Origin of the sequence: Bacteroides finegoldii DSM 17565 (assembly GCF_000156195.1) — a bacterium.
Classification (GTDB): domain Bacteria; phylum Bacteroidota; class Bacteroidia; order Bacteroidales; family Bacteroidaceae; genus Bacteroides; species Bacteroides finegoldii.
The window spans coordinates 65,829-87,998 of the sequence record NZ_GG688334.1; the positions used below are offsets into that span (position 1 = coordinate 65,829).

The 22,170-nt window shown below is 48.2% G+C and carries 22 protein-coding genes and 1 pseudogene; 13 read left to right on the forward strand and 10 right to left on the reverse strand.

Translation table 11 applies throughout. The features are described 5' to 3' along the window. A complete protein-coding gene (locus BACFIN_RS02190; RefSeq protein WP_007757514.1) occupies positions 1–285 on the forward strand; it encodes a hypothetical protein in 285 nt (94 codons plus the stop codon). 96 nt (positions 286–381) lie between these two features. On the opposite strand, the gene BACFIN_RS02185 is transcribed toward BACFIN_RS02190, so the two are convergent. The 10 genes from BACFIN_RS02185 to BACFIN_RS02140 form a co-directional block, all read right to left on the reverse strand. Further along, a complete protein-coding gene (locus BACFIN_RS02185; protein WP_007757515.1) occupies positions 382–558 on the reverse strand; it encodes a histone H1 in 177 nt (58 codons plus the stop codon). A gap of 24 nt (positions 559–582) precedes the next feature. Beyond that, a complete protein-coding gene (locus BACFIN_RS02180; protein ID WP_007757516.1) occupies positions 583–1,251 on the reverse strand; it encodes a hypothetical protein in 669 nt (222 codons plus the stop codon). Further along, positions 1,248–1,808, reverse strand: a complete 561-nt coding sequence (locus BACFIN_RS02175; RefSeq protein WP_007757517.1) for a hypothetical protein — start codon at positions 1,806–1,808, stop codon at positions 1,248–1,250. Before BACFIN_RS02175 ends, BACFIN_RS02180 begins: the two co-directional genes overlap by 4 nt. Next, positions 1,805–2,344, reverse strand: coding sequence for a topoisomerase C-terminal repeat-containing protein (locus BACFIN_RS02170; protein WP_007757518.1), 540 nt, complete (start codon positions 2,342–2,344; stop codon positions 1,805–1,807). The genes BACFIN_RS02175 and BACFIN_RS02170 overlap by 4 nt, the downstream gene beginning before the upstream one ends. Positions 2,345–2,465: 121 nt before the next feature. Continuing rightward, the gene (locus BACFIN_RS02165; protein ID WP_032839941.1) at positions 2,466–3,209 is read right to left on the reverse strand and encodes a hypothetical protein; all 744 of its coding nucleotides are present in this window, start codon (positions 3,207–3,209) and stop codon (positions 2,466–2,468) included. 4 nt (positions 3,210–3,213) lie between these two features. Then, the gene (locus BACFIN_RS02160; protein ID WP_007757526.1) at positions 3,214–4,398 is read right to left on the reverse strand and encodes a DUF3991 domain-containing protein; all 1,185 of its coding nucleotides are present in this window, start codon (positions 4,396–4,398) and stop codon (positions 3,214–3,216) included. Between the two features lie 30 nt (positions 4,399–4,428). Beyond that, entirely contained in the window at positions 4,429–5,754 is a 1,326-nt protein-coding gene (locus BACFIN_RS02155) for an ArdC family protein (protein WP_007757529.1), read from the reverse strand. Beyond that, positions 5,738–5,968, reverse strand: a complete 231-nt coding sequence (locus BACFIN_RS02150; protein ID WP_007757530.1) for a hypothetical protein — start codon at positions 5,966–5,968, stop codon at positions 5,738–5,740. The genes BACFIN_RS02155 and BACFIN_RS02150 overlap by 17 nt, the downstream gene beginning before the upstream one ends. A gap of 53 nt (positions 5,969–6,021) precedes the next feature. Further along, positions 6,022–7,314 (reverse strand): MutS N-terminal domain-containing protein, encoded by a 1,293-nt coding sequence (locus BACFIN_RS02145; RefSeq protein WP_007757531.1) that lies wholly within the window; start codon positions 7,312–7,314, stop codon positions 6,022–6,024. A 12-nt stretch (positions 7,315–7,326) separates the two neighbouring features. Then, entirely contained in the window at positions 7,327–8,103 is a 777-nt protein-coding gene (locus tag BACFIN_RS02140) for a DUF4099 domain-containing protein (protein ID WP_032839942.1), read from the reverse strand. Between the two features lie 90 nt (positions 8,104–8,193). Here BACFIN_RS02140 and BACFIN_RS02135 point away from each other — a divergent pair, with 90 nt between their 5' ends. From BACFIN_RS02135 to BACFIN_RS21035, 12 genes and pseudogenes are all read left to right on the forward strand, one after another. Beyond that, the gene (locus tag BACFIN_RS02135; RefSeq protein ID WP_007757533.1) at positions 8,194–8,898 is read left to right on the forward strand and encodes a glucosaminidase domain-containing protein; all 705 of its coding nucleotides are present in this window, start codon (positions 8,194–8,196) and stop codon (positions 8,896–8,898) included. A gap of 156 nt (positions 8,899–9,054) precedes the next feature. Next, positions 9,055–10,383 carry a sigma-54-dependent transcriptional regulator gene (locus BACFIN_RS02130; RefSeq protein WP_007757537.1) on the forward strand — a complete coding sequence of 443 codons (1,329 nt, stop codon included), beginning with the start codon at positions 9,055–9,057 and terminating at the stop codon, positions 10,381–10,383. Between the two features lie 324 nt (positions 10,384–10,707). Beyond that, positions 10,708–10,788: a K(+)-transporting ATPase subunit F gene (gene kdpF, locus BACFIN_RS22815; protein ID WP_032839930.1), complete on the forward strand. Its 81-nt coding sequence runs from the start codon at positions 10,708–10,710 to the stop codon at positions 10,786–10,788. Between the two features lie 11 nt (positions 10,789–10,799). After that, positions 10,800–12,506: a potassium-transporting ATPase subunit KdpA gene (gene kdpA / locus BACFIN_RS02125; protein WP_007757538.1), complete on the forward strand. Its 1,707-nt coding sequence runs from the start codon at positions 10,800–10,802 to the stop codon at positions 12,504–12,506. Positions 12,507–12,532: 26 nt separating this feature from the next. Beyond that, positions 12,533–14,569, forward strand: coding sequence for a potassium-transporting ATPase subunit KdpB (gene kdpB, locus BACFIN_RS02120; RefSeq protein WP_007757540.1), 2,037 nt, complete (start codon positions 12,533–12,535; stop codon positions 14,567–14,569). A gap of 57 nt (positions 14,570–14,626) precedes the next feature. Then, entirely contained in the window at positions 14,627–15,202 is a 576-nt protein-coding gene (locus BACFIN_RS02115; RefSeq protein ID WP_007757541.1) for a K(+)-transporting ATPase subunit C, read from the forward strand. A 19-nt stretch (positions 15,203–15,221) separates the two neighbouring features. Then, positions 15,222–15,938 carry a hypothetical protein gene (locus BACFIN_RS02110; RefSeq protein ID WP_007757548.1) on the forward strand — a complete coding sequence of 239 codons (717 nt, stop codon included), beginning with the start codon at positions 15,222–15,224 and terminating at the stop codon, positions 15,936–15,938. 204 nt (positions 15,939–16,142) lie between these two features. Continuing rightward, positions 16,143–17,651: a TrkH family potassium uptake protein gene (locus tag BACFIN_RS02105; protein ID WP_032839931.1), complete on the forward strand. Its 1,509-nt coding sequence runs from the start codon at positions 16,143–16,145 to the stop codon at positions 17,649–17,651. A 91-nt stretch (positions 17,652–17,742) separates the two neighbouring features. Beyond that, positions 17,743–18,882 carry a sensor histidine kinase gene (locus BACFIN_RS02100; RefSeq protein WP_007757551.1) on the forward strand — a complete coding sequence of 380 codons (1,140 nt, stop codon included), beginning with the start codon at positions 17,743–17,745 and terminating at the stop codon, positions 18,880–18,882. A gap of 21 nt (positions 18,883–18,903) precedes the next feature. Next, a complete protein-coding gene (locus tag BACFIN_RS02095; RefSeq protein ID WP_007757552.1) occupies positions 18,904–20,346 on the forward strand; it encodes an ATP-binding protein in 1,443 nt (480 codons plus the stop codon). 225 nt (positions 20,347–20,571) lie between these two features. Further along, entirely contained in the window at positions 20,572–21,366 is a 795-nt protein-coding gene (locus BACFIN_RS02090) for an META domain-containing protein (RefSeq protein ID WP_007757553.1), read from the forward strand. 196 nt (positions 21,367–21,562) lie between these two features. Then, a pseudogene (locus BACFIN_RS21035) lies at positions 21,563–21,982 on the forward strand (ion transporter); the annotation flags it as partial. Between the last annotated feature and the right edge of the window lie 188 nt (positions 21,983–22,170).

Here is a 22,170-nt window from a genome sequence, read left to right on the forward strand (position 1 = left end):
ATGAAAGATCAGATACGCTTATTGAGAGATTGCTTCCACAACGAGATTCCGGCAGTTGTATTCCAGGGGAATGACAGCTGTGCCGGAGAGATACTGGAAGCCGCCAAAAAGATTTATCAGAAACACGGCTGTAGTCAGGAGTTCCTTTACGACTGGCAAATGCTCATCAACGAAGTGAAGGCTTACCAGCAAGAGAGTCCGGAACAGGTACAGCTTCCCCAGCTGACCCATACCGAAGCAGAACTGATTCGGGAAGAAATGAGACAGAAAGGCATGGTTTACTGATGCAACAAAAAAAGTCCTGATGCGCATGGATGAATGGCATCAGGACCTCTTGTTTTTTCATTGCCGATGAATGGCAACCACGTAAAGTTTTTGATTTTATCTTTTCGAAGCCGCCAACGAAAGTTTCCTGAACTGCTTCAGCAGCGGTTCCATTTCAAGTGATACACAGCGGGCACGCTGGCCGGCTGCCTTGTTTCCTTTTTCGGCTTGAAGGGCTGCATCCTTTTGGAATGCCTCCATCTTCATCTGGAGTTGTGTGAGTAATTCATTCATAATCTTTGCATTTAGAGGTTATACCTAATAGATACTTATCACCGGTCTGAACTTATGCGTCTGGTCCTTCGGGGTTTCCTGAATGGTTCCTGACTGCATCGAGAAGAGCCAGGCCTTGCTGTCCTTTTGTCCCTCCACTTCGGTGGAAGTCCACAGCCAGCAGTCACCGGGCTGCAGACTGATGGGTAATCCACCGACCGCCTCTATCCGTTGGTTGACTAGTCCAATTTGCTGATAGAGATAAGTGAGTTGCTTTACCGAGGGGACGTATGCGGACTGGCCGTAGCGCCACATATCGAAAACATAAACAGCTAAGGGAGATTTCACTTCCTCGTTGCGGTACATGGCATGGGTGTTCTCGTTACCGTCTTCCTTCTCCAATGAAGCTGACGTTTCCTGTTCGACACCCAGACTATCGGCAAAAGCTGCCGATGCGACATCCCGGATTGAAACGGCATAGCCCAAAGCTTTGATCTCCGGATTCCGGTTCACATGATAGACAATGGCCACCGGCTCCTTTTTAGATGAAGAGAATTTCTCTTTAGACAATACGCTGCCATCCGAGCAGACTACATCACCGACCTGAAGGGAAGAAGCAATGGACTTGTCTCCTTCATGGTCACATTCTTCGCAGGAAGAGAATAGCATGGCACTTCCTGCAAGTACAGTGTACAATAATTTTCTCAGTATCATAGCAGCGGTATTTCAAATGATTTGACTACAATTTCCGCCTCCTTATCGAGGATGAACCAGTATTCCGAGTGGTAAGGCTTTCCTTTTAAGGTCTTGGCTTCAAAATCTATCTTGACCTTCCATCCGTTAAACGGCTTCGCGACCTTTTCTTTCCCTGCTTTCGCTTCTTCCATTTCTCCATAAGCTATCAAAGCCCGGAGGGTGGTCATGGCATCCAGCTGACGGGTGACCTGATCACTCATTGCGGTATCATCCTTGTTGAGGTTCTGAAAGTAGTCCGTTTCTTCCATCAACTTGTGGCCGTACTGCATCAGGTGCATGGAAAGGGCAGCCTTTTCATGTTGATTGACATATTCCTTGCCGAAAACCGAATCTGCCTTGCTGATTCCCTTGATTTGGATGGACTCCGGATTATCGACGGTTGCTCTCAAAGCTCTCTCTGCAACTTCCACCGCCCGTTTCTCGGGTCGTCCGGAACAACTGGCGAAGTAAAACAGTCCGCCCCAAAAACTGACGGCGGTTACCAGCATGATAATCATTTTCATTCCCGGTTTCATATCTTCACGATTTGGAGTTTGTCGGGAGAAAGACCGAGACGCTTGCGGTAGATGGTGCCGTCATCACGGTACATCTCCAGTTCATTGGAGGTGATTTCTTTTTCACAGATTTCCTTGGCTTCCGTCAGGCTCAGCTGGTGGCCACCGATATTGCGCCAGATGGCAAAGTTGCACGGCGCCTGCTGGTTGTTGTAATTGGAGCAGTTAAAGGCTCTCGTACCCACCCGAATATCGCCGCCACAATGCGGGCATTTGCCGATGACAGACTGCATGTTGATGGCACCGTTGTCTGCCAGTTCCAGCACGGAAGGGAAAGTCTTTCCCTCCTTGGAAGCGAAGCCGTCCACCAGGATGAAGCGGTGCTCCAACAGTTCGGTGATTTCTTCGTCACTCATCTTGCGGTTGCCGATAATGCCGTTGATATTCAGCACACAGGTAGGCTGTTCGGCGATGTTGTTCTCACAGCGGTAGCCCTTGCAGGTCTTTACCACGTTGCCGCCACACAAGGGACAACGACCGATTATTTTCTTTTCCATACGCTTTTGTTTTTGGATGATTTGTTTACTATATGATTCTGTTACTTATTGCATTGATTACTTTCTTATTTCCTTACTTGATTACTATGTGATTAGTAAATTAGTTTACTTGTTTACCTATTTACCATTTCAGACTGTAGCCCTGGTTCCAGTCCGAGATGATACCGCCGATGATGTTCTTGCCGGACATCACGTTGGCCCATCCTTCGGGATCAAGCGAAAACCAGAGGTCGTTCCATGAGAGTGTGCGTACCTGCCAGGCCAGGATAAACAGGTCGGTGTTGATGGCTTCCAAACGGCTGACCACCTCGTTGGCGATGTAGTAGCGTTCCGAAGCGTTCAGCAGGTTCACCTTGTGCTTCTCGTTCTTTCCGTCATCTCCTGTCACGTCATACTTGCCCGAAGTTACCAGCTGCTTCATGAAGGGAAAGAGTGCCGTCATCTGTGTGGCAGCATCCGTCAGTTCATCCGATACCATGGCCGCAATAACGGTTCCCTTCAGATTGCCGCCCACCGATTTGAGGAGCAGGCTGCAGTTCTGCGGGATTTCCTTGGCCACCAGTTCCCCAGCCCGCTTAATCTGGTAGAGGTTCTGCATGGCGCCCTGCGCATTCGAGAGGTAGTCCAGCATCTTGTCTTCCACATGGTGAATCCGCTCCAGCGAAGCGGTTACGGCCACTTCCGCTGCAATGATTTTCTCCTGCGTTTTCTTGCGGTCCTTGTGAATCTTCTTCAAGGCTGCGGTCTGACCCAGTACGGCAGAAGTCAGCGCCGGGTCGGTCTGTTGGGCAAAGAGCGGAGTCTTGCCTATCAATAAGCCAACAGCAGCGATTAACAAGGAGCGTTTCCATCGTTTTGCATTCATACGTTCATATTTTAGGGCCTGCATTTCTGCGTTCGGCCAGGTTATTGATTTGGTCCTGTTTGGTCGGATGCAGCCGCACCTCCATCGGTTTGTTGAGCAGACAGTCGTTCCAGTCCTTGAAAGCCTTGGGAGGAAGCCATTGTCCCATATTGTATCTGACCGACAGGTGTTCCTTGACCTGCACCTGAAAGGGTCGCTCCGGATCAAGCCGGAAGGAACGTCCGTTCGCTTCCACTTCCAGACTGTCACGGGTTCGGTTGATTTTCAAGGGGATGTTCTCTACCAGCGCCATCATGCGCAAGCCGTAGATGCGACCGGGCAGGTCATTGTCGAAACAGTCAAACGAACGGGCTCCGGGAAAGCGGTTCAGTACCTGCCGGATTTGTCCGTCAGAGAACGTACCGCCCAGTGATACCAGGGCAATTTCATTGGTCAGCTGCTTCCGGTTCCATTGGTAGAATGCCATGGCATCGAAAGCCGACTCACAGAAGAAGACACTCTTCACCACATTCGGATAGCCACCTGACAAGTCAGCCACCCATGCAGAAGAACTGGAATCACTCCCAGCCGCCTTGGACTTGTAACCGCCGTACCCCCGCATTTCGTAGCCACGGACCTGATTGTTCTCTCCGTTGGTATAAGGGAAGCCGATGTTGTAGCCGTCAAAGTTCTCGTTCTTCCTGTCGCGGATGAGCCGGATGAACGGAGCGAAGGTGCGTACCGTTTCATCGGAAAATCCCCTTTGTTGGAAGATGGCCGGAACCTTGTCGGGATTTATCGGCTTCACCTCATACCTGGAGCTGTCGAAGGTGGCATGATACCTGGCTGACTGTACATACTCCCGGTCCTCGCGGTATTCAGGTTCGGGCATGTTGGCAAAGCGGGACAGCACCTTGGCTATCTTCTGCCATTCATCCTTGCCCGACACGTTGAAGGCATTCAGGTTCTCCCGGATGAGTGTGACTACATCCCCCTTGGAACCGTCACGGCGGAAGAACCGCTGGGAAGCCTTGTCCTGGGGGTGGCAGATTACGAGCGCATCCCGCTTTTCCTTGCCATCACCCAACACCAGCTCCATGTAGCGGCCCACACCGGCCTTTCGGTCCAGACGGTACCCGAGCGCATAGGCTACATCGTCGATGCCTACCTTGGCTTTGAGGTCCTTGAAGTTTACCTTGTAATCAGTCATGGTTCATGGAATTGAAGGTTCTACATAAAATCAGATGCTTAACTTGGCACCCACTGCCTGCGTGCGTTTGAGGTTGGCTATCTCCGGTTCGAAGGTCTTGTGCGCTGTCATGTTCAGGAAGGCAGCCTTGTCCTTGTAGTCCGTCAGCTGGAAGTAGGTCTTGGCCGTATTTTTCGATACCTTCTTCAACCCCAGTTCCACACCGTCATACGAAGCGCGGATGGCATAATCCCCGTTACGTGTCTTCACGATGGCTGCATTCTTGAACGGCACCTCTTCGCCTTCGCCCAACGGGGCAAACGGGTCGTTCTTCGTCAGGTAGGGCTGTTCGTTGAGAGCCAGCCGCTGTTTGTCCACCTGGTCCAGAATCAGGTCCGAAGCCTTGTTCACGTCCGCCATGACGGAAACGATGAACTTCGGTTCCTGCTTCAGCACCCCAATCCAGGAATCCAGATAGGCTGCGGAATTGTCCGTCACCTTCATGTCAAATCCCATAGAATGGCAGATCATGGCAGCCGTCAGTTCAGCTACCAGTTCCTCCTTGGCGTATTTCGGGTCTCCGAAGCGCCCGCCCATCTCGCGGTTGAGCCGTTCAGGGGTCATGGTGGAGTGTGACATCTCATGCAGCATGGTGGAGTAGAACTCCATGCCGCCCCGGTAGACTTCCTCGGGGGTATTGCCGATGTTGAACTGCTCCTTCATGGGCAGCACCACGATGTCTTTAGCTGGCGAATAAAAAGCTCCGTCCACCCGTTTGTCTGCCTGTATGGGGCAGAGCCAGCCTTGCGTCTCAATCATCCGGTCGAGCGCGGCATGGACATACATGCCTTCCTTATCCCGAAGTTCGGGCACCTTGAACTTCTCCATGAGTTTCTGCACCCGTTCGGGCTGCACCTCTGCCAGATTGGTCTGGTCGATGTTGTACACGGGGAAAGCCTTGAAGAAGGGAATGACATCCATGCCTTTCTTCTCCTCCTTACTCATGGCCTTATACTCCTCCGAACTGACCTTATGGCCGTTCTTGTCCTTGACCAGCACGTCCCAATAGACCACGGGAAACGCTTTTTCACCTTTCAGTACATGGGCTTTCAGGTTGTGCGCCTGCTTGAAGGTGAGGTACACCGGCAGTCGGTAGCCCTGGGCAGCGGTCTGCAGCTGAAGGAAGAAGGAATTGGAACCCGAGTAGTTGCGGCCTCCCACGTTCTGCGGGAGACCTGCAAATCCGGATGCACCGCCAATCCAGCCTTTCTTCCAGTCGGAAGCCTTCATCTGCTCCATGCGGGCTATCATCATTTCGGCAAAGCGGTCGATGGCTACCTGCCCGGCATTGCCGGATGTGTTAGTTCCATACGCCATAGCTTTCGTCATCCATTACCTGACGGTCCATCTGGTCAATGTCCGTCTGTTCGACATAAAACTCTGCGGATTCATCCGAAGGATCCGTGCCGTGGGTCTGGCACCACTCCAGATAGTCCTCTGCATTTTCACCATCCATCACAAAGCGGAGGAAGCCGATTTTACCGGCCTGAAGGAGTTCCACTAACTCCTCGTGTGTCTTTTTAGCTGTCATATCTTTTCGTCTTTTATTGTTTCTTGAATATTCGTTTGTTTCTTTTGATTTTGTTACATTTTCATGGAAGCCGACTTCTCCAGTTTGTTGGTCACGGCTGAAAGCATCCCAGTAATTTCCGTATTGAGGTACTTGGCTGCAATCTGTTCCCGGGTAGCAGTCTTTGCCTTGAAGAGTGAGTAGCCGTCATCGAAGGAGAGTTCATGCTTGCTGGTCTTGCCCTTGTCACCCAAGTCCATCGACACCTTCCATTTGTTATCGGAGTGGTCTTTGGCCACACGAACACCTTTGGGATCCACTCCTTCGGGAAGCTGGTACTTCTCGTAGGCTGACTGCAGGTGCAGGCGCTCCCCGAAGTTCTTCTCCACAAGTTGCGTAGGACTGACCACGCGGTCGAAGTAGGCATTCAAGTCCTCACGGGAAGCCACTGCCGACATTTTGGTGTCACCCATCTGCACATAGAACTTATACTTGCCATAATCCGGTCGCTGCTCGTCCTTTTCCTTATAGACATTGAACTTGTCGATGGTAATGGCTCCATCCGGACCGGACAACTGCTTCGGCATTTGGAACGCTTCTTCCGATACCTTCGGCATCAGCTTAGTCGGATAATACTCCTCCATCAGCTGCGGCACCGTCAGTTCCTTCTTCTGGTAAGCAGCGAGGTCTGCAGCATCCATCTTCTGCGGCTTCAGCTGCACGCCGTCCATCTTGGCGGTAAAGTACCAGTCTGCCGGATTGGTGGTGCTCTGGAAGGCATGGCCGTGGCTGACTTTCTCGCCGTTGGCGGTAATCATCTGCGGTTCACGTGGCTTGCGTTCCTGCTTGGCTTCCGCTTTCTGCTCGGCCTGTTGTTCACTCTTGACTTCGGCTTTGGCTTCCGTCTTCTTTTCCTTGGCAGGTTTCTCCTCTGCAGCCGTCTTGACTGTCTTGGTTGGCTCTTCCTGCACAGCCTGTTCTTTCTTCTTTTTCGCCATAGTATTCTTGTTGGAGGTATTCGTTTCTTTCAAATCTTCCCCGGTCTTTTCCCTGGGCTTCTTCATCAGTTCCGGACGGTCTATCGCCTCGCAGATGGCGACCCGTTGACCGGAGCGAATCAGCTTGGGCAGATGCTTGTCCAGTTCATGACGGGGAAAGGTCAGGAGTTTGATGGGGTCTTTCTCCAGTGGCAGAATCTTGTCTGATACCTTCAGCGCCAGTATTACCGATGCCTTGAGTGCATCTTCCTTATACATTTCGTAGAAATCTCCTTTACGGAAAAGCAGCACCGCATCGGGATGTTTCTTCTTCAATTCGTTGAACTGCCGGACAAAGCCGACATCCTTCTCTGCATTCTTCTTGACCATAGGGAAAAGGATTTAGAATTTGAGACCTTGGGATTTTTCTGTTTTGGGTGCATGGAGTTTCAAGGCTCTCTCCTGCGACTGCTTGTCCACCACCTGCTGGTATTCCCAGCGGTTCTTGTCCGTCATCACCAGTCCCAGGAACTCGGGATGCTGTTCGTCGTAGCGGAGTTTCTGCTGTCGTTCCCACTCTTTCATGTCGCCCTGAATGACCTTGAAGCCCTGGGGCTCTTTCAAATCCACACCGACCGACACTTTCTCGCCACCTACATTCAGCTCAATGGGTTTTCCCTCGCGTACCTGCTGCTTTTGCTGCATGCCCAGTTCGATGTCGTTGACCTTCTCCATGTCCTTGAGCTTCTGTTCCAGCTGAACGTCCGTAACCCGGCGATGAATGACGGATTTGGTTTCGGGATCGAGTTGCAGATACTGCTGAGTCTTCTCGCCGTTGACTTCTACGGCTTTCTGGATGACTTCACCTTTGTTGAGCCTTTCGGCTTCCTGTTCCGTGAGGCGCAACAACTGGTTGCGTTCCTTTTCCAGTACGGCACGTACCGGGTAAGCCATGAGCGCCGGGTTGCCGTATTTATCCGATACCAGCTGGAGTTTGAGGGGAAGTGTGATAAGGTCTCCGTTCCGGGCACTGATGGACACCTGCAAGAGCGGTGTGACCTCTCCGGAAGCCAATTTCTCCTTCACTTCCTGAGGGAGACTGTCGGCCTTTTCCCGGTCAATGCCTAATGCCGCCAACTTCTCGTAGGGCAGCCTTTCAGAATGATTGATGTTGTGCATTTTCGTATTGTTTAAGTAAAACGATATATTTGCGGTCGGAACCGCCTTGAACACCCGCAAAAGTATTGTCAACCCTATCATTGAAAAGAAATGCACAACATCATTCTGACCGCCGTGCTGCTGATTCTTGGTTCCGTTTCGGCATCGGCACAGTTCTATACGATTACCAAAGAGAAGGAAATCCGTCCGGAAAAGAAGCAAAAAGTGGCTCCTGATACCCTACAGAGGGGTTCTGTGGCTTTTGAGTCTTGCAAAAAGGCAGAAAAGGATTCACTTGCCCCAGAGGTGCCTGTAAAACTGCTTTCGGAGCTATATGCCCGAAAAGTTTACGCAAGGGTGTCCCACGAAAAAGCGTCTGATAAGGGAACTGAAAAAACTGAGGTTTCTGAACGAAAAGAACTTCCTGCGCTCACTATTCCCAATCTCTACCGGGAAATCATCCGCAATGGCATCCGGCATCCGAAGATAGTACTGGCACAAGCCATACTGGAAACAGGGTGGTTTCGCTCACCGCTTTGCCGAAACCGACACAATCTGTTTGGACTGACGAATCCCAAAACCGGGAAGTACTATGAGTTTAACCACTGGACGGAAAGTGTACGGGCTTACTACACTAAGGTGCAGTATAAGTATAAAGGAGGAAACTACCTGCTGTGGCTGCATAAGCTTGGCTATGCTGAAGATCCAAGGTATGTGCGTGAAGTAATCAGAATTCTAAAAAAACTGGAAAATCGTAGAGTGGAATACAACATGCATTCAACTAAAAAAAGAAACAGAGACTACTTACGATTGTAGCCTCTGTGAAAATATATAGAGTATCGGTCGGGGAATTTGCACACCCGACCTACAATAGGTGTGCAAAGTAACACAAAAAAAATAGATTATCTGAACTCTTCCTTGAAAAACTTTTGGGAGAATAGTATTACCTTTGTATCATAAAACATATAACTTATGATACATATTCTGATTATAGACGACGAAGACCCCATTCGTAACCTGCTGGCTCGCATGGTGGAGTTGGAAGGTTATCATGCTTCCAAGGCGGCAGATTGTCGTTCGGCATTGAAAATGCTGGAAACCCAACATTTTGAAGTGGTGCTTTGTGACGTATTCCTGCCGGATGGCAACGGTGTGGACTTCATTTTCGATATTCACAAGATTCAACCCGATACAGCCGTTATCCTGCTCACCGCACATGGAAACATCGCTGACGGTGTACAAGCCATCAAAAATGGAGCTTTTGATTACATTACCAAAGGAGACGATAATCGTAAGATTATTCCTACCATCAGTCGTGCTGTAGAAGAGGCAGATAAGAAAAAAGGGAAGATACTCCCGCCACCCACTTATTCTTTCCAGTCTATTATCGGCCAATCAGTTTGTTTGCAGCAAGCCATCAGTTTGGCTCAGAAAGTGGCCAAGACCGATGTCCCGGTTTTGCTGACCGGGGAGACGGGTACGGGCAAGGAAGTGTTTGCCCATGCCATTCATGCTGCCAGCAACCGTTCACAGTATCCTATTATAGAAATCAACTGTTCGGCTTTCAGCAAGGATTTGTTGGAAAGTGAATTGTTCGGCTACAAGGCCGGTGCTTTTACCGGTGCGATCAAGGACAAGAAGGGATTGTTTGAAATAGCCAATCACGGTACCATCTTCTTGGATGAAATTGGAGAAATGGCCTTTGATTTGCAAGCCCGTTTATTGCGCATTTTGGAAACGGGGGAATATATCAAACTCGGAGACACCAAACGGACGCAAGTGGATGTACGTATCATTTCGGCTACCAACCGTCACCTAAAAGAGGAAATAGAGAAAGGAGAATTCCGGGAAGATCTCTTTTTCCGGCTATCCGTCTTTCAAATTCACCTGCCGGCTCTCCGAGAGCGAAAAGAAGACATCGAGAGTTTGGCTCGTTTATTTCTGCAACGCTGTGTAGCGAAATTCAACAAAACCATTGAAGACATAGACCCGGATGCCTTGCTTGCCCTCCGGCAGGCAGAATGGAAAGGCAATGTGCGCGAGTTGCGCAATGTCATCGAACGGAGTGCCGTCATCTGCGACAACCGGATTACCCGAGAAGACCTTCCCATCGAGCTACAGCAGAATCCATACACACGCAGAGATGATAAGGGAGATGAATTTGAATTGGCAGCTATCGAACGAAAACATATCCTTAAAGTGCTACAGCACACTCATGGCAACAAGACAGAAACGGCACGGTTACTGAAAATCGGACTTGCCACCTTGTATCGGAAAATAGAATCCTACCACATCCAATAAAGTAAAAGAGCAAACAATCCCCTTTACTGTTTCATTCTAATAGAGCGGCCTTCTCATTTTGAGAGGGTCGCTTTATTATTTGATTCCTGTTAATATTCTTTTTACGCCTCATACACAAGCAGTTTGATTCTTACCCGTTTTCTTGGCACATCCCTTGCCTATATAATGCCATCATGTATAACTCATAATAATTGTAATAACTAAAATGAAAAGAAAATGAACGAAATGATTGGAATCGCCATCTGTGTAGCCAGCGGATTGGCCTGTTTTAAACTGTTTATGAAGTGTATTGATTGGTTCGACAACCTATAAAAAGAGAAAGGTATGTATACAGCATTGTTTATCGTAGGTATTATCTTGTTCGGCTATCTTGCTTATGTCTTGGTTAAGCCGGAAAAATTCTAAAAAAAGAAGTTATGAATACAGAAATAATAGGTATAGTAGCCCAAGTGGTATTGATGGTCGTTCTCAGCTATCCGCTGGGGAAATACATCGCTCGTGTATATCAAGGAAAAAAGGTTTGGACAGATTTCATGAAGCCGATAGAAGGATGGATTTTCCGTCTTTCGGGCATTCATCCCGATGAAGAAATGAACTGGAAGCAATTCTTGAGAGCACTACTCACCGTGAATCTGTTTTGGTTCATTTGGGGTATGGTGTTGCTTACCTTGCAAGGTTGGTTGCCTCTGAATCCGGATGGCAATTTGGCACAAAGTGCTCACCAGGCTTTCAACACCTGCATTTCGTTTATGGTAAACTGCAACGAACAGCACTACAGTGGAGAAAGCAACTTAACCTATTTTACTCAGCTCTTCGTTATTATGCTGTTCCAGTTCCTAACTGCTGCTACCGGTATGGCTGCCATGGCAGGAGTCATGAAAGCTTTGGGAGAAAAGACCACACAAACTATCGGCAATTTCTGGAATTTTTTGGTACTTAGCTGTACCCGTATTCTTCTTCCGTTGTCTTTAGTTGTCGGCTTTATTCTAATTACGCAAGGTATTCCCATGGGATTTGACGGAAAAATGGAAGTAACCACCCTGGAAGGTGAAACCCAATATGTGTCACAAGGTCCGGCGGCTACCATTATCCCCATCAAACAGTTGGGTACCAACGGCGGAGGCTATTTCGGGGTTAACTCTTCCCATCCCTTGGAAAATCCGACCTATTTATCCAATATGATAGAATGCTGGTCCATCTTGATTATTCCTATGGCTATGGCTTTTGCATTCGGATTTTATGTGAACCGGAAGAAATTGGGATACAGCATCTATGGAGTTATGCTGGTAGCCTTTCTGATAGGAGTCTGTGTCAATGTATCACAAGAGATGGGAGGTAATCCACGTATTGATGCCATGGGAATTACACAAGAAAATGGCTCAATGGAAGGGAAAGAAATACGTTTGGGGGCCGGTGCCACCGGATTGTGGAGTGTTGTGACCACCGTAACCTCCAATGGGTCTGTCAACGGGATGCATGACTCTACCCTGCCTCTTTCGGGGATGATAGAAATGCTGAACATGCAGATTAATACATGGTTCGGTGGTGTCGGCGTAGGCTGGATGAATTACTTTACGTTCCTCATCATCGCTGTATTTATCAGCGGGTTGATGGTAGGCCGGACTCCTGAATTCATGGGGCACAAGGTGGAAGCCCGCGAAATGAAAATTGCTTCTATCGTAGCGCTGCTGCATCCGTTTGTCATCCTGGTCGGAACGGCCCTGGCTGCCTATCTGTATGTTCATGCCCCGGCTTTTGTGGCGAGCGAAGGCGGGTGGCTCAACAATCCTGGTTCCCATGGATTGGGAGAAATGCTTTATGAGTTTACCTCTTGTGCGGCCAATAACGGATCTGGATTCGAAGGCTTGGGTGACAATACCTGGTTCTGGAATTTTTCCTGTGGCATTGTACTGATCCTGAGCCGTTTCATTCCGATTATCGGTCAGGTAGCTTTGGCCGGACTGCTGGCTCAGAAAAGATACATTCCTGAAAGTGCTGGCACGCTGAAAACTGATACGGTGACCTTTGCTGTCATGACCTTTGCTGTCATCTTTATCGTAGCTGCCTTGTCTTTCTTCCCGGCACAGGCCCTGACCACACTGACGGAACATTTTTCTCTCTAATTACAACTGATTAATAGCAAGAAAATATGAATACTAAAAATAAAAACAACTCCTTGTTTCAGAAAGACCAGCTGAAAGCCAGTCTCAAACAGTCTTTCGTTAAACTGAATCCACGACTGATGGTGAAAAACCCTATTATGTTCACAGTGGAAATCGCCACCTTTTTCATGCTGCCGGTGACCGTCTATTCAGCGGTGAGCGATGCACAGGGCTCGGTAATCTATAACTTCAGCGTTTTCGTCATTCTTTTTCTGACCTTGCTTTTTGCCAACTTTGCGGAAGCCATTGCCGAAGCACGGGGCAAGGCTCAGGCTGACAGCTTGCGCAAAACTCGTGAGGAAACACCTGCCAAGCGGGTCACAGGTGGAAAGCTGGAGTCTGTAAGCAGTTCCCAACTGAAGAAAGGCGATGTCTTTGAGTGTGAAGCAGGGGATGTCATTCCTGCAGACGGTGAAATCATAGAAGGTCTGGCCTCCATCGATGAAAGTGCGATTACGGGAGAATCCGCTCCGGTGATCCGTGAAGCCGGCGGAGATAAAAGTTCGGTAACTGGGGGTACAAAAGTGCTCTCAGATCGGATTCGGGTGGTGGTTACCACACAGCCCGGAGAGAGTTTCCTTGACAAGATGATTGCATTGGTCGAAGGGGCTAGCCGGCAGAAAACGCCGAATGAGATTGCACTGACCATCCTGCTGGCTGTATTCACACTTGTCTTTCTGGTGGTGTGCATTACGCTGAAGCCGATGGCCGACTATTCCGGCACTACCATTACGATAGCCGCTTTCCTGTCTCTCTTTGTCTGTCTGATTCCTACCACCATCGGTGGACTGCTTTCCGCCATCGGAATTGCAGGTATGGACCGCGCACTGCGTGCCAATGTCATCACCAAATCCGGAAAAGCCGTTGAGACAGCAGGAGATGTGGATACACTTTTACTGGACAAGACGGGTACCATCACTATCGGAAACCGTAAGGCTACAGCCTTTCATCCGGTCAAAGAGATTCCTCTGCACCGTTTTGTGGAAATATGCATGCTCTCTTCCGTAGCCGATGACACTCCGGAAGGTAAATCCATCATCGAATTGGGACGCGAACAAGGCATCCGCATGCATACACTCCAGACGGAAGGGGCCCACATGATCCAGTTTACGGCGGAAACCAAATGCTCTGGCATAGACCTGAAAGACGGTACCCAAATTCGTAAAGGGGCTTTTGATGCCATCCGCAGTCTGACGCAGGCAGCCGGTCATGACTTTCCCCGGGAAACGGAAGATGCAATCCGAAACATATCAGGCAACGGAGGTACTCCTTTGGTGGTCTGTGTCAATCAGAAAGTGGCCGGTGTCATTGAATTGCAGGACATTATCAAACCAGGTATAGAAGAGCGATTTGAACGCTTACGAAAAATGGGTGTCAAAACGGTGATGGTAACGGGAGACAATCCCTTGACGGCACAATACATTGCAAAAAAAGCGGGTGTGGATGACTTCATCGCCGAAGCCAAGCCGGAAGACAAGATGAATTACATCCGTCGGGAACAGGCGGCCGGCAAGCTGGTGGCCATGATGGGTGACGGTACAAACGATGCTCCGGCTTTGGCACAGGCCAACGTAGGGGTAGCCATGAACAGCGGTACACAGGCGGCAAAAGAAGCCGGCAACATGGTTGACCTAGATAATGACCCGACTAAACTGATCGAAATCGTAGAGATTGGAAAGCAGCTGTTGATGACACGAGGTACACTGACCACCTTTTCCATCGCTAACGATGTGGCAAAATACTTTGCTATCATTCCGGCCTTGTTCATGGTTTCTGTTCCTCAATTGGGTGCCCTTAACATCATGGGGCTTCACAGTCCGGAAAGTGCCATCCTTTCCGCCGTCATCTTCAATGCGCTCATCATTCCTGCGCTGATACCCCTGGCGCTGAAAGGAGTTGCCTACAAGCCGATCGGTGCCAGTGCTCTGCTTCGTCGAAACCTGCTTATCTATGGGGTAGGCGGTTTGATAGCTCCCTTTGTGGGTATCAAACTGATTGACCTGCTCGTTGGTCTGTTTGTCTAGCCCATCTTTCATGATAACTTATTCAAACCCATTTAATTGACTCAAAAATTATTCATTATGAAGAATCTGATAAAATCCATCAAACTTACCCTTGTTTTCTGTGTGTTTTTGTCCGTATGCTATGTGCTGGTCCTGTGGGTGTATGCCCAGTTCGCTGCGCCGGGTGAGGGTGGCAATGCCGAAACTGTCACGCTAAACGGTAAAGTAGTGGGGGTAGCCAACGTCGGACAGCGGTTTACCCAAGATATTTATTTTTGGGGTCGTCCCTCTTGTGCCGGTGACGGTTACGACGGCACCAGCTCGGCAGGCAGCAACAAAGGGGTAACCAATGAAAGCTACCTGAAAGAGGTCGAGGCCCGGATAGACACCTTTTTACTGCACCATCCGTACCTGAAACGTGCGGAGGTGCCTGCAGAAATGGTAACGGCCAGTGCCTCCGGATTGGATCCTGACATCACACCGGCCTGTGCCTATGTGCAGATAAAACGGGTGGCTACTGCCAGAGGATGGAGCGAAGAAGAAGTGAAAGCACTGGTGGAAAGCCATATCGAAAGACCGCTTTTCGGCATTTTCGGGCCTTCCAAAATCAATGTGTTGAAACTGAATGTTGCTTTAGATGAACATAAGAAATAACCTTTAATCCGTTTGTACCATGTATGCTTTTATCAAAAAAAATCTGCTGCTCATAGGAGCAGTGGCTTGTTTATATCCTTTACAAGTTTCTGCACAAAACAAACTATCCGTCCATGCCAAGGCGGATTTCGTATCTGACTATATCTGGCGCGGAGCCGATCAGCAGTCCGGCTGTTCGGTACAGCCTTCTCTCACGCTGGGCTATGCTGGTTTTTCTCTCAATATTTGGGGTAGCCAGTCACTCACCAAATGGGAAGAAGGAGGTGCCAAAGAATGGGATATCAACCTCGGATATACCTACCGGAATTTTACAGTCACCCTATCCGACTACTGGTGGAGCGGTATCAACCAGCCTTATGGCCATTACAAAAACAGCCATTATTTCGAGGGCACTCTGGCTTACTGCTTTGGCGATACTTTTCCGCTATCCCTTTCATGGAGTACCATGTTTGCCGGGGCAGACAAGAATGAGAAGGGTAATCTGCAGGCATCCACTTATCTTTCGGCCTCCTATGTATTCCGGCTGCCTGCTGACATAGTGATGACTCCAGCTGTTGGTTTTACTCCTTGGAAGGGAATGTATCACCATAAAGCTGCTTTTACAGACGTATCTCTGAAAGTTTCCAAGGAAGTATCGTTGTCAAACCATTTAGCAATCCCCTTATTTGTTCAAGCTATCGTATCACCGGTATATGACCGAACTTACCTGGTAGCAGGAATCGGCATTGGATTTTAACATTTCCACCACCTTGTACTCTTATAGACAGTGGAAAGGAAAGACTTGTTTTCTCAAAATGAAAAGGTTTCTTCTCAGATTGAGAAAACAGTTTGCCTTTTCATTCCTCTTTTATATCTTCATAGCTGCTGATTTTCAAGTGATAATGAAAGATCTGGAACAATGGCACAGTCCTTGTTTCTCATGTAATAAAATAAAAGAACAATGGAAGAATGGTATCAAAGCAATAAAGTTTCTTTTCAGAGAAACAGGGACTGTATGGTCAACTATCGACATGTTTCATATGCATTAGGCGTGCTTGTACTGGTAGAAGCGGGTCTTTTCGCACTTTGTGCAGGTGTTTCCTTCTACTATCAGGAAGAAGACTATATTCATTTTTTAGAGACGCTGCTTATTAACGTTGTACTTGGTGGACTGCTGCTGTTGGTGGGTAAACGAAATGAAGTATCCATCAATCGACGTGACGGTTATTGCATTGTCAGTCTTTCGTGGATACTGTTTTCGGCACTGGGCATGCTGCCTTTTCTGTTTAGTGGACATATCACTTCCGTAGCCGATGCCTTTTTTGAAACCATGTCCGGATTTACCACTACTGGGGCCACGATACTGGATCATATCGAATCCCTCCCTCACGGACTGCTCTTTTGGAGAAGTCTGACCCAATGGATTGGTGGGCTTGGCATCGTTCTTTTCACTATTGCCCTGCTGCCGCTTTTCTCGGGCAGCAGCCAGCAACTCTTTCTATCAGAAGCAACCGGAGTTACCCATGACAAGATTCATCCCAAAATCAAGGTAATGGCTCGGTGGTTATGGATCATTTATATCGGACTGACAGCAACGGAAACGCTCCTGCTCGTAGGAGGAAATATGGACTGGTTTGATGCTATTTGTCATGCCTTTTCTACGACAGCCACCGGTGGTTTTTCCACTAAGCAGGCAAGTGTAGCCTATTGGAATTCGCCCTATATTGAATACGTGATTTCCGTTTTTATGATTCTGTCCGGTGTCAATTTCTCACTTTATTATGTGGCCGCCATGCGCGGCAATTTCCGTAACTTATGGAAAGACGAAGAATTACGCTGGTTCCTGAAGTCTGTCGGCATTCTTACTTTGCTCATTACCGCTGCCCTGTTCTTGAATGACTACTACAATCTGGAGACCTCTTTCCGTAAAGCCCTGTTTCAGGTAGCTACTGCTCATACTTCCTGCGGATTTGCTACAGATGATTACAACTTATGGCCTCCTTTCACCTGGATGTTGCTGATTTTCGCCATGATTTCGGGCGGATGCACCGGTTCCACCAGCGGAGGGGTCAAAAACATGCGCTTGCTCATCATGGCCCGCAACATCCGGAATCAGTTCAAACAGATGCTTCACCCTCGTGCTGTTTTAACGGTACGAGTAAACAGTATCTGTGTCCCAGTACAGACCTCTGCTACGGTATACACTTTTTTCGTAACTTACTTGATATGTATTTTTATAGGGTGGATATTATTGATGTGCTGTGGAGTGGGACTGACCGAATCCATGAGTACAGTGATATCCGCCATAGGCAATGTGGGTCCCGGACTGGGAGCTTTCGGACCGGCTTTTTCCTGGGCAGCTCTTCCCGATGCAGCCACATGGATACTTTCTGCGTTGATGCTCATCGGGCGTTTGGAGATTTTTGGTATCTTGCTACTCTTTTATCGGGGATATTGGAAAGACGAATAACAGAATCTGCCTCTTTGAGAAGGATGTAGGGGGATTTCCCTAATCGTCAACTTGGGCAGATTGCAAGAATATCAACAGAAATAAACATAATATGAAGGATAGAAATGATAGAGAAGAAAACGCAAAGCATTTTCTCCAGCTGATACGGCGTTCACAGCGGGGTGTATTCAAGGTCTATATTGGCATGATAGCCGGTGTTGGGAAGACATACCGGATGCTACAGGAGGCACATGAGATGCTGGACAACGGCATCAACGTGCAGATAGGATATGTAGAAACCCACGGACGCGTCGCTACCGAGGAGTTGTTGGCCGGACTGCCGGTCATTCCACGGAAGAAAATCTATTATAAAGGGAAGGAACTGGAAGAGATGGATCTGGATGCCATTCTGCTGCTACGTCCAGAACTGGTCGTAGTGGATGAACTGGCGCATACCAATGTGGAAGGCAGCCGCCACGAAAAACGTTGGCAGGATGTCATGGAACTATTGGAAGCTGGTATCAATGTCATCACTGCCGTCAACATCCAACACATCGAAAGTCTCAATGAGGAGGTCAAGGGAATTGCTGGCATCGAGGTGAATGAACGGATTCCGGACAAGGTACTCGAAGAAGCGGATGAGGTGGTGAATATCGACCTGACAGCTGAAGAGCTGATCAACCGTCTGAAAGCCGGAAAAATATACCGCAAAGAAAAAGTCCAGACTGCCTTGAACCATTTCTTCAAGACAGAAAACATCCTTCAGCTGCGCGAGCTGGCTTTAAAAGAGGTGGCTTTCCGGGTGGAGCGGAAAGTGGAGAATGAGCTTGTTACCGTAGAGAAAGGGGTGCACCGCGAGCGATTTCTGGTGTGCATCAGCAGCAATGAAAAGACACCGAGAAGGCTCATCCGCCGTACTGCCAGACTGGCCACTCGATACGATACGGATTTTCTGGTTCTGTATGTGCAGACCCCGGCCGAACATCCGGACCGCATTCCGTTGGCTACCCAGCGCCATTTGCTGAATCACTTCAAATTAGCGGCGGAGCTGGGCGGTGAACTGATACAGCGGGCTTCACCGGATGTCATAGATACTATCCAAGCGGTGTGCAAAGAGCGTCAGGTCACGACGCTGTGCATCGGACAACCGGCTTTCACCTATGTCTCGACCTTGATTCACCTAAAACGGTACAGGTCTTTTTTGAGATTTCTCTCGGAAGAGAACATTAAATTGATTATCTTTCCGCAGTAATAACCCTAAACAGATTGTTTTATGAATATCAAGACAAAACTGACGTTGAATATCGGTATGCTGGTAGCCATGATTGTGCTGCTGGTTTCACTCTCTGTCGTCAACCTGCAAATTCTGACCGCCACCGAGCCGACCAGCCCAGCGGCCGGTCCCGGTCTGCAACGCGCATTGATCTGGGTTTCAATCATCGGAGGCATCTGCATTGTTTGTGGCCTTTGGATGTTGAAACAGTTGCCGGCTTCCATCAACAAGCCCGTCAAAGAAATTACAGACGGTATCAAGGAAATAGCCAACCACAACTACGAACAGCGGTTGAACCTCGAAAGCAAGGAGTTTGAAGAGGTGTCCAAAAACTTCAACCGGATGGCCAAACGGCTGGCTGACTATCATTCCAGCACACTGGCTGAAATAAAGGCGGCCAAGAATTACATGGAAACCATCATCAACAGCGTAAAGGAACCTATCATCGGACTTGACAATGCGATGACCATCCTTTTCATCAACGATGAAGCCCTCAGCATCCTCAACCTGCAACGGGAAGAGGTGTTATGGAAATCGGCTCAAGAGATAGCCCTTCGAAACGACCTCCTTCGCCGACTGCTCCGGGGGGTACAGGATTCCTTCGATGAAAAGAACACGGCTAAAAACGAGCCGCTGAAAATCTATGCCGACAATAAGGAAAGCTATTTCCAGATGAAGTGTATGAAGACCGGAAGAGAAGGTACGTCTCAAAAGGAAGGATATGTGATTCTCTTAAAAAATATCACAGAATTCAAGGAATTGGATTCTGCCAAAACCACCTTCATCTCGACCATCTCTCACGAACTAAAGACACCGATTTCAGCCATTCTGATGAGTCTTCAGTTGCTGGAAGACAGCCGCGTGGGGTCTCTCAACGATGAACAGCAAGAACTGGCGCAAAGCATTCAGGACAATAGTGACCGATTGCTGAGCATCACCAGCGAACTGCTCAACATGACCCAGGTGGAGTCAGGTAAACTGCAACTGAAACCGCGTGTCACTAAGCCTATCGAACTGATTGAATATGCAATCAAGGCGAACCGGGTGCAGGCCGAGAAGTTTAACATTCAGGTGGAAGTACAGTATCCGGAGGAAAAGATGGGCAAACTGTTCGTTGATAGTGAAAAGATTGCCTGGGTACTGACCAACCTGGTTTCCAATGCCATCCGGTATTCTGCCGAAAACGGGCGTATTATCATCGGTGCGCGGAAAACAAAGGACAACTGGATAGAAATGTTCGTACGTGATTTTGGGAAAGGCATCGATCCCCGTTATCACCAGAGCATCTTCGAACATTATTTCCGGGTTCCGGGCACCAAGGTACAGGGTAGCGGACTGGGTCTTTCCATCTCCAAAGACTTTGTCGAAGCGCATGGAGGCACGCTGACCGTAGAAAGTGAAATCGGGAAAGGCAGTTGCTTTACATTGCGGTTAAAGGCATGATACAGCACAATGGCAGCATAATGCAGCATGCTTCCACACACCTTGCATCGCATAGAGCTTAAAAGGAATTATCAACTGATTAACTTTGCATTTTTTGCCTAAAAGATACGTTCGTATCACAAGGTTTGCTACCTTTGCGTCTGATTTAGAAAATATATCCCGGCAGCAGAAAGCTCTCTGTAGCAGCATAGACAACCTTCAGCACCGGATTTGACAATTAAACGTATGAGCATAATGAGCAAAACAATGATTTTTGGGATGTTGGTAGTTCTGTTAACATTAACATCCTGTATGGGTATTGGTAATTCGGTTTCCTTGTCTGACCTTGAAGGAGAATGGAACGTCGTAGAACTGGCAGGTCGGCCGGTGAATACGAAACAGCAGCCTTTCATCGGTTTTGATACCCATGAGATGAGGGTGTATGGATATGGAGGCTGTAACCGGCTGATGGGGTCGTTTGAATGGTCGGACGAGTCGGCCCGAATGGTGATGGACAAGCTGGCTTCCACGATGATGGCATGTCCGGATATGGCGCAGGAAAAGGCACTTTCACATGCACTTGCCCAGACTAAGAAGGTAAAACAGGGAGACACTGATCAGATTCTGCTGTGTGATTCATTGGATAATCCATTGGCCAAACTGAGCAGACGCTACTTTTTGATGCCGCTGTCTGAATTGCAAGGCACGTGGGACGTAGTGAAAATGAACGGCGAAGCTTTGCCGGATTCCATGAAGAACCGCCCTTTCTTCTCACTCGATGTAATGGAGAAGACGCTCAGTGGAAATGCCGGATGCAACCAAATGAACGGTAAGTTCAAGACTCTTGAGAAACAATCCAACTCATTGGTGTTCCTGCCTATTTCTAGCACACGTATGACTTGTCCGAACATCGAAACCGAATTTGAGGTATTAGCCGCTCTGAAGGAAGTAACCACTTTCGGCATGTTACCCAACGGACACGTGGGACTGTTTGCTGCAGGCAGTGTGCAAGTACTCGAACTGGCCAAAAGAAAGAACTGATTTCTATATTTTCCGATGACATGACATAGTGATGATGACAGACAAGGCTACTTTTCTCCGGTTTCCCATATCATGGAGAAAAGAGCCTTGTTTTAGCTAAGTACCGGTTGCCGACAAGCAAAAAAATTACAGCCCGTTGAAAAGGTATCTCAGCAGACATTTTCCTATTGTTTTTCCAATCCAAGTTTGTCGTATCATGAAATTATATGTAGCTATCCAACGTTTTCTGAACAAGAACTGGGTGCATTATATTGTACTCTTCTTCATCTTGATTTCCATTGTGGCTGTCATAGCCAGTTCTTTTGAAGAGATGTCCCGTTATCGGTTAGCTTTATTCGGCATCACCTACATTTCTTCGTTCGTATTCCTGCTCGAATATGCAGCCCGTATCTTGTCCGCGCCAGCCCTTCATCCGACGAAAAGTGCTATTAAGGCACGTTTGCTTTATACACTCTCTTTCTACGGATTTGTGGATTTTGTAGCCATCCTACCTTGTGTGCTGACCTACATCTATTGGAACACAGAAGTAGTACACATCATTATCCTCCCTTATATTTTCATCATATTCAAGCTGATACGCCATTCCCGTTCGTTCCGACTGATTGGCAAGGCTTTGTAGGGATATTCCTAAAATAATAAAATTTAAGGCAACTACTTCATTGCGAATTAGTTGCCTTTTTTGTATCTTTAAGCATTCCCCCCAAAAAACCGGTTTGACGGCCAAAACGGGGGTAAGTCTAAAATAAAAACAACATGGTAAGATACAAAAATACTCAGAAATACGAACCTTGTTTAGGTTTTACC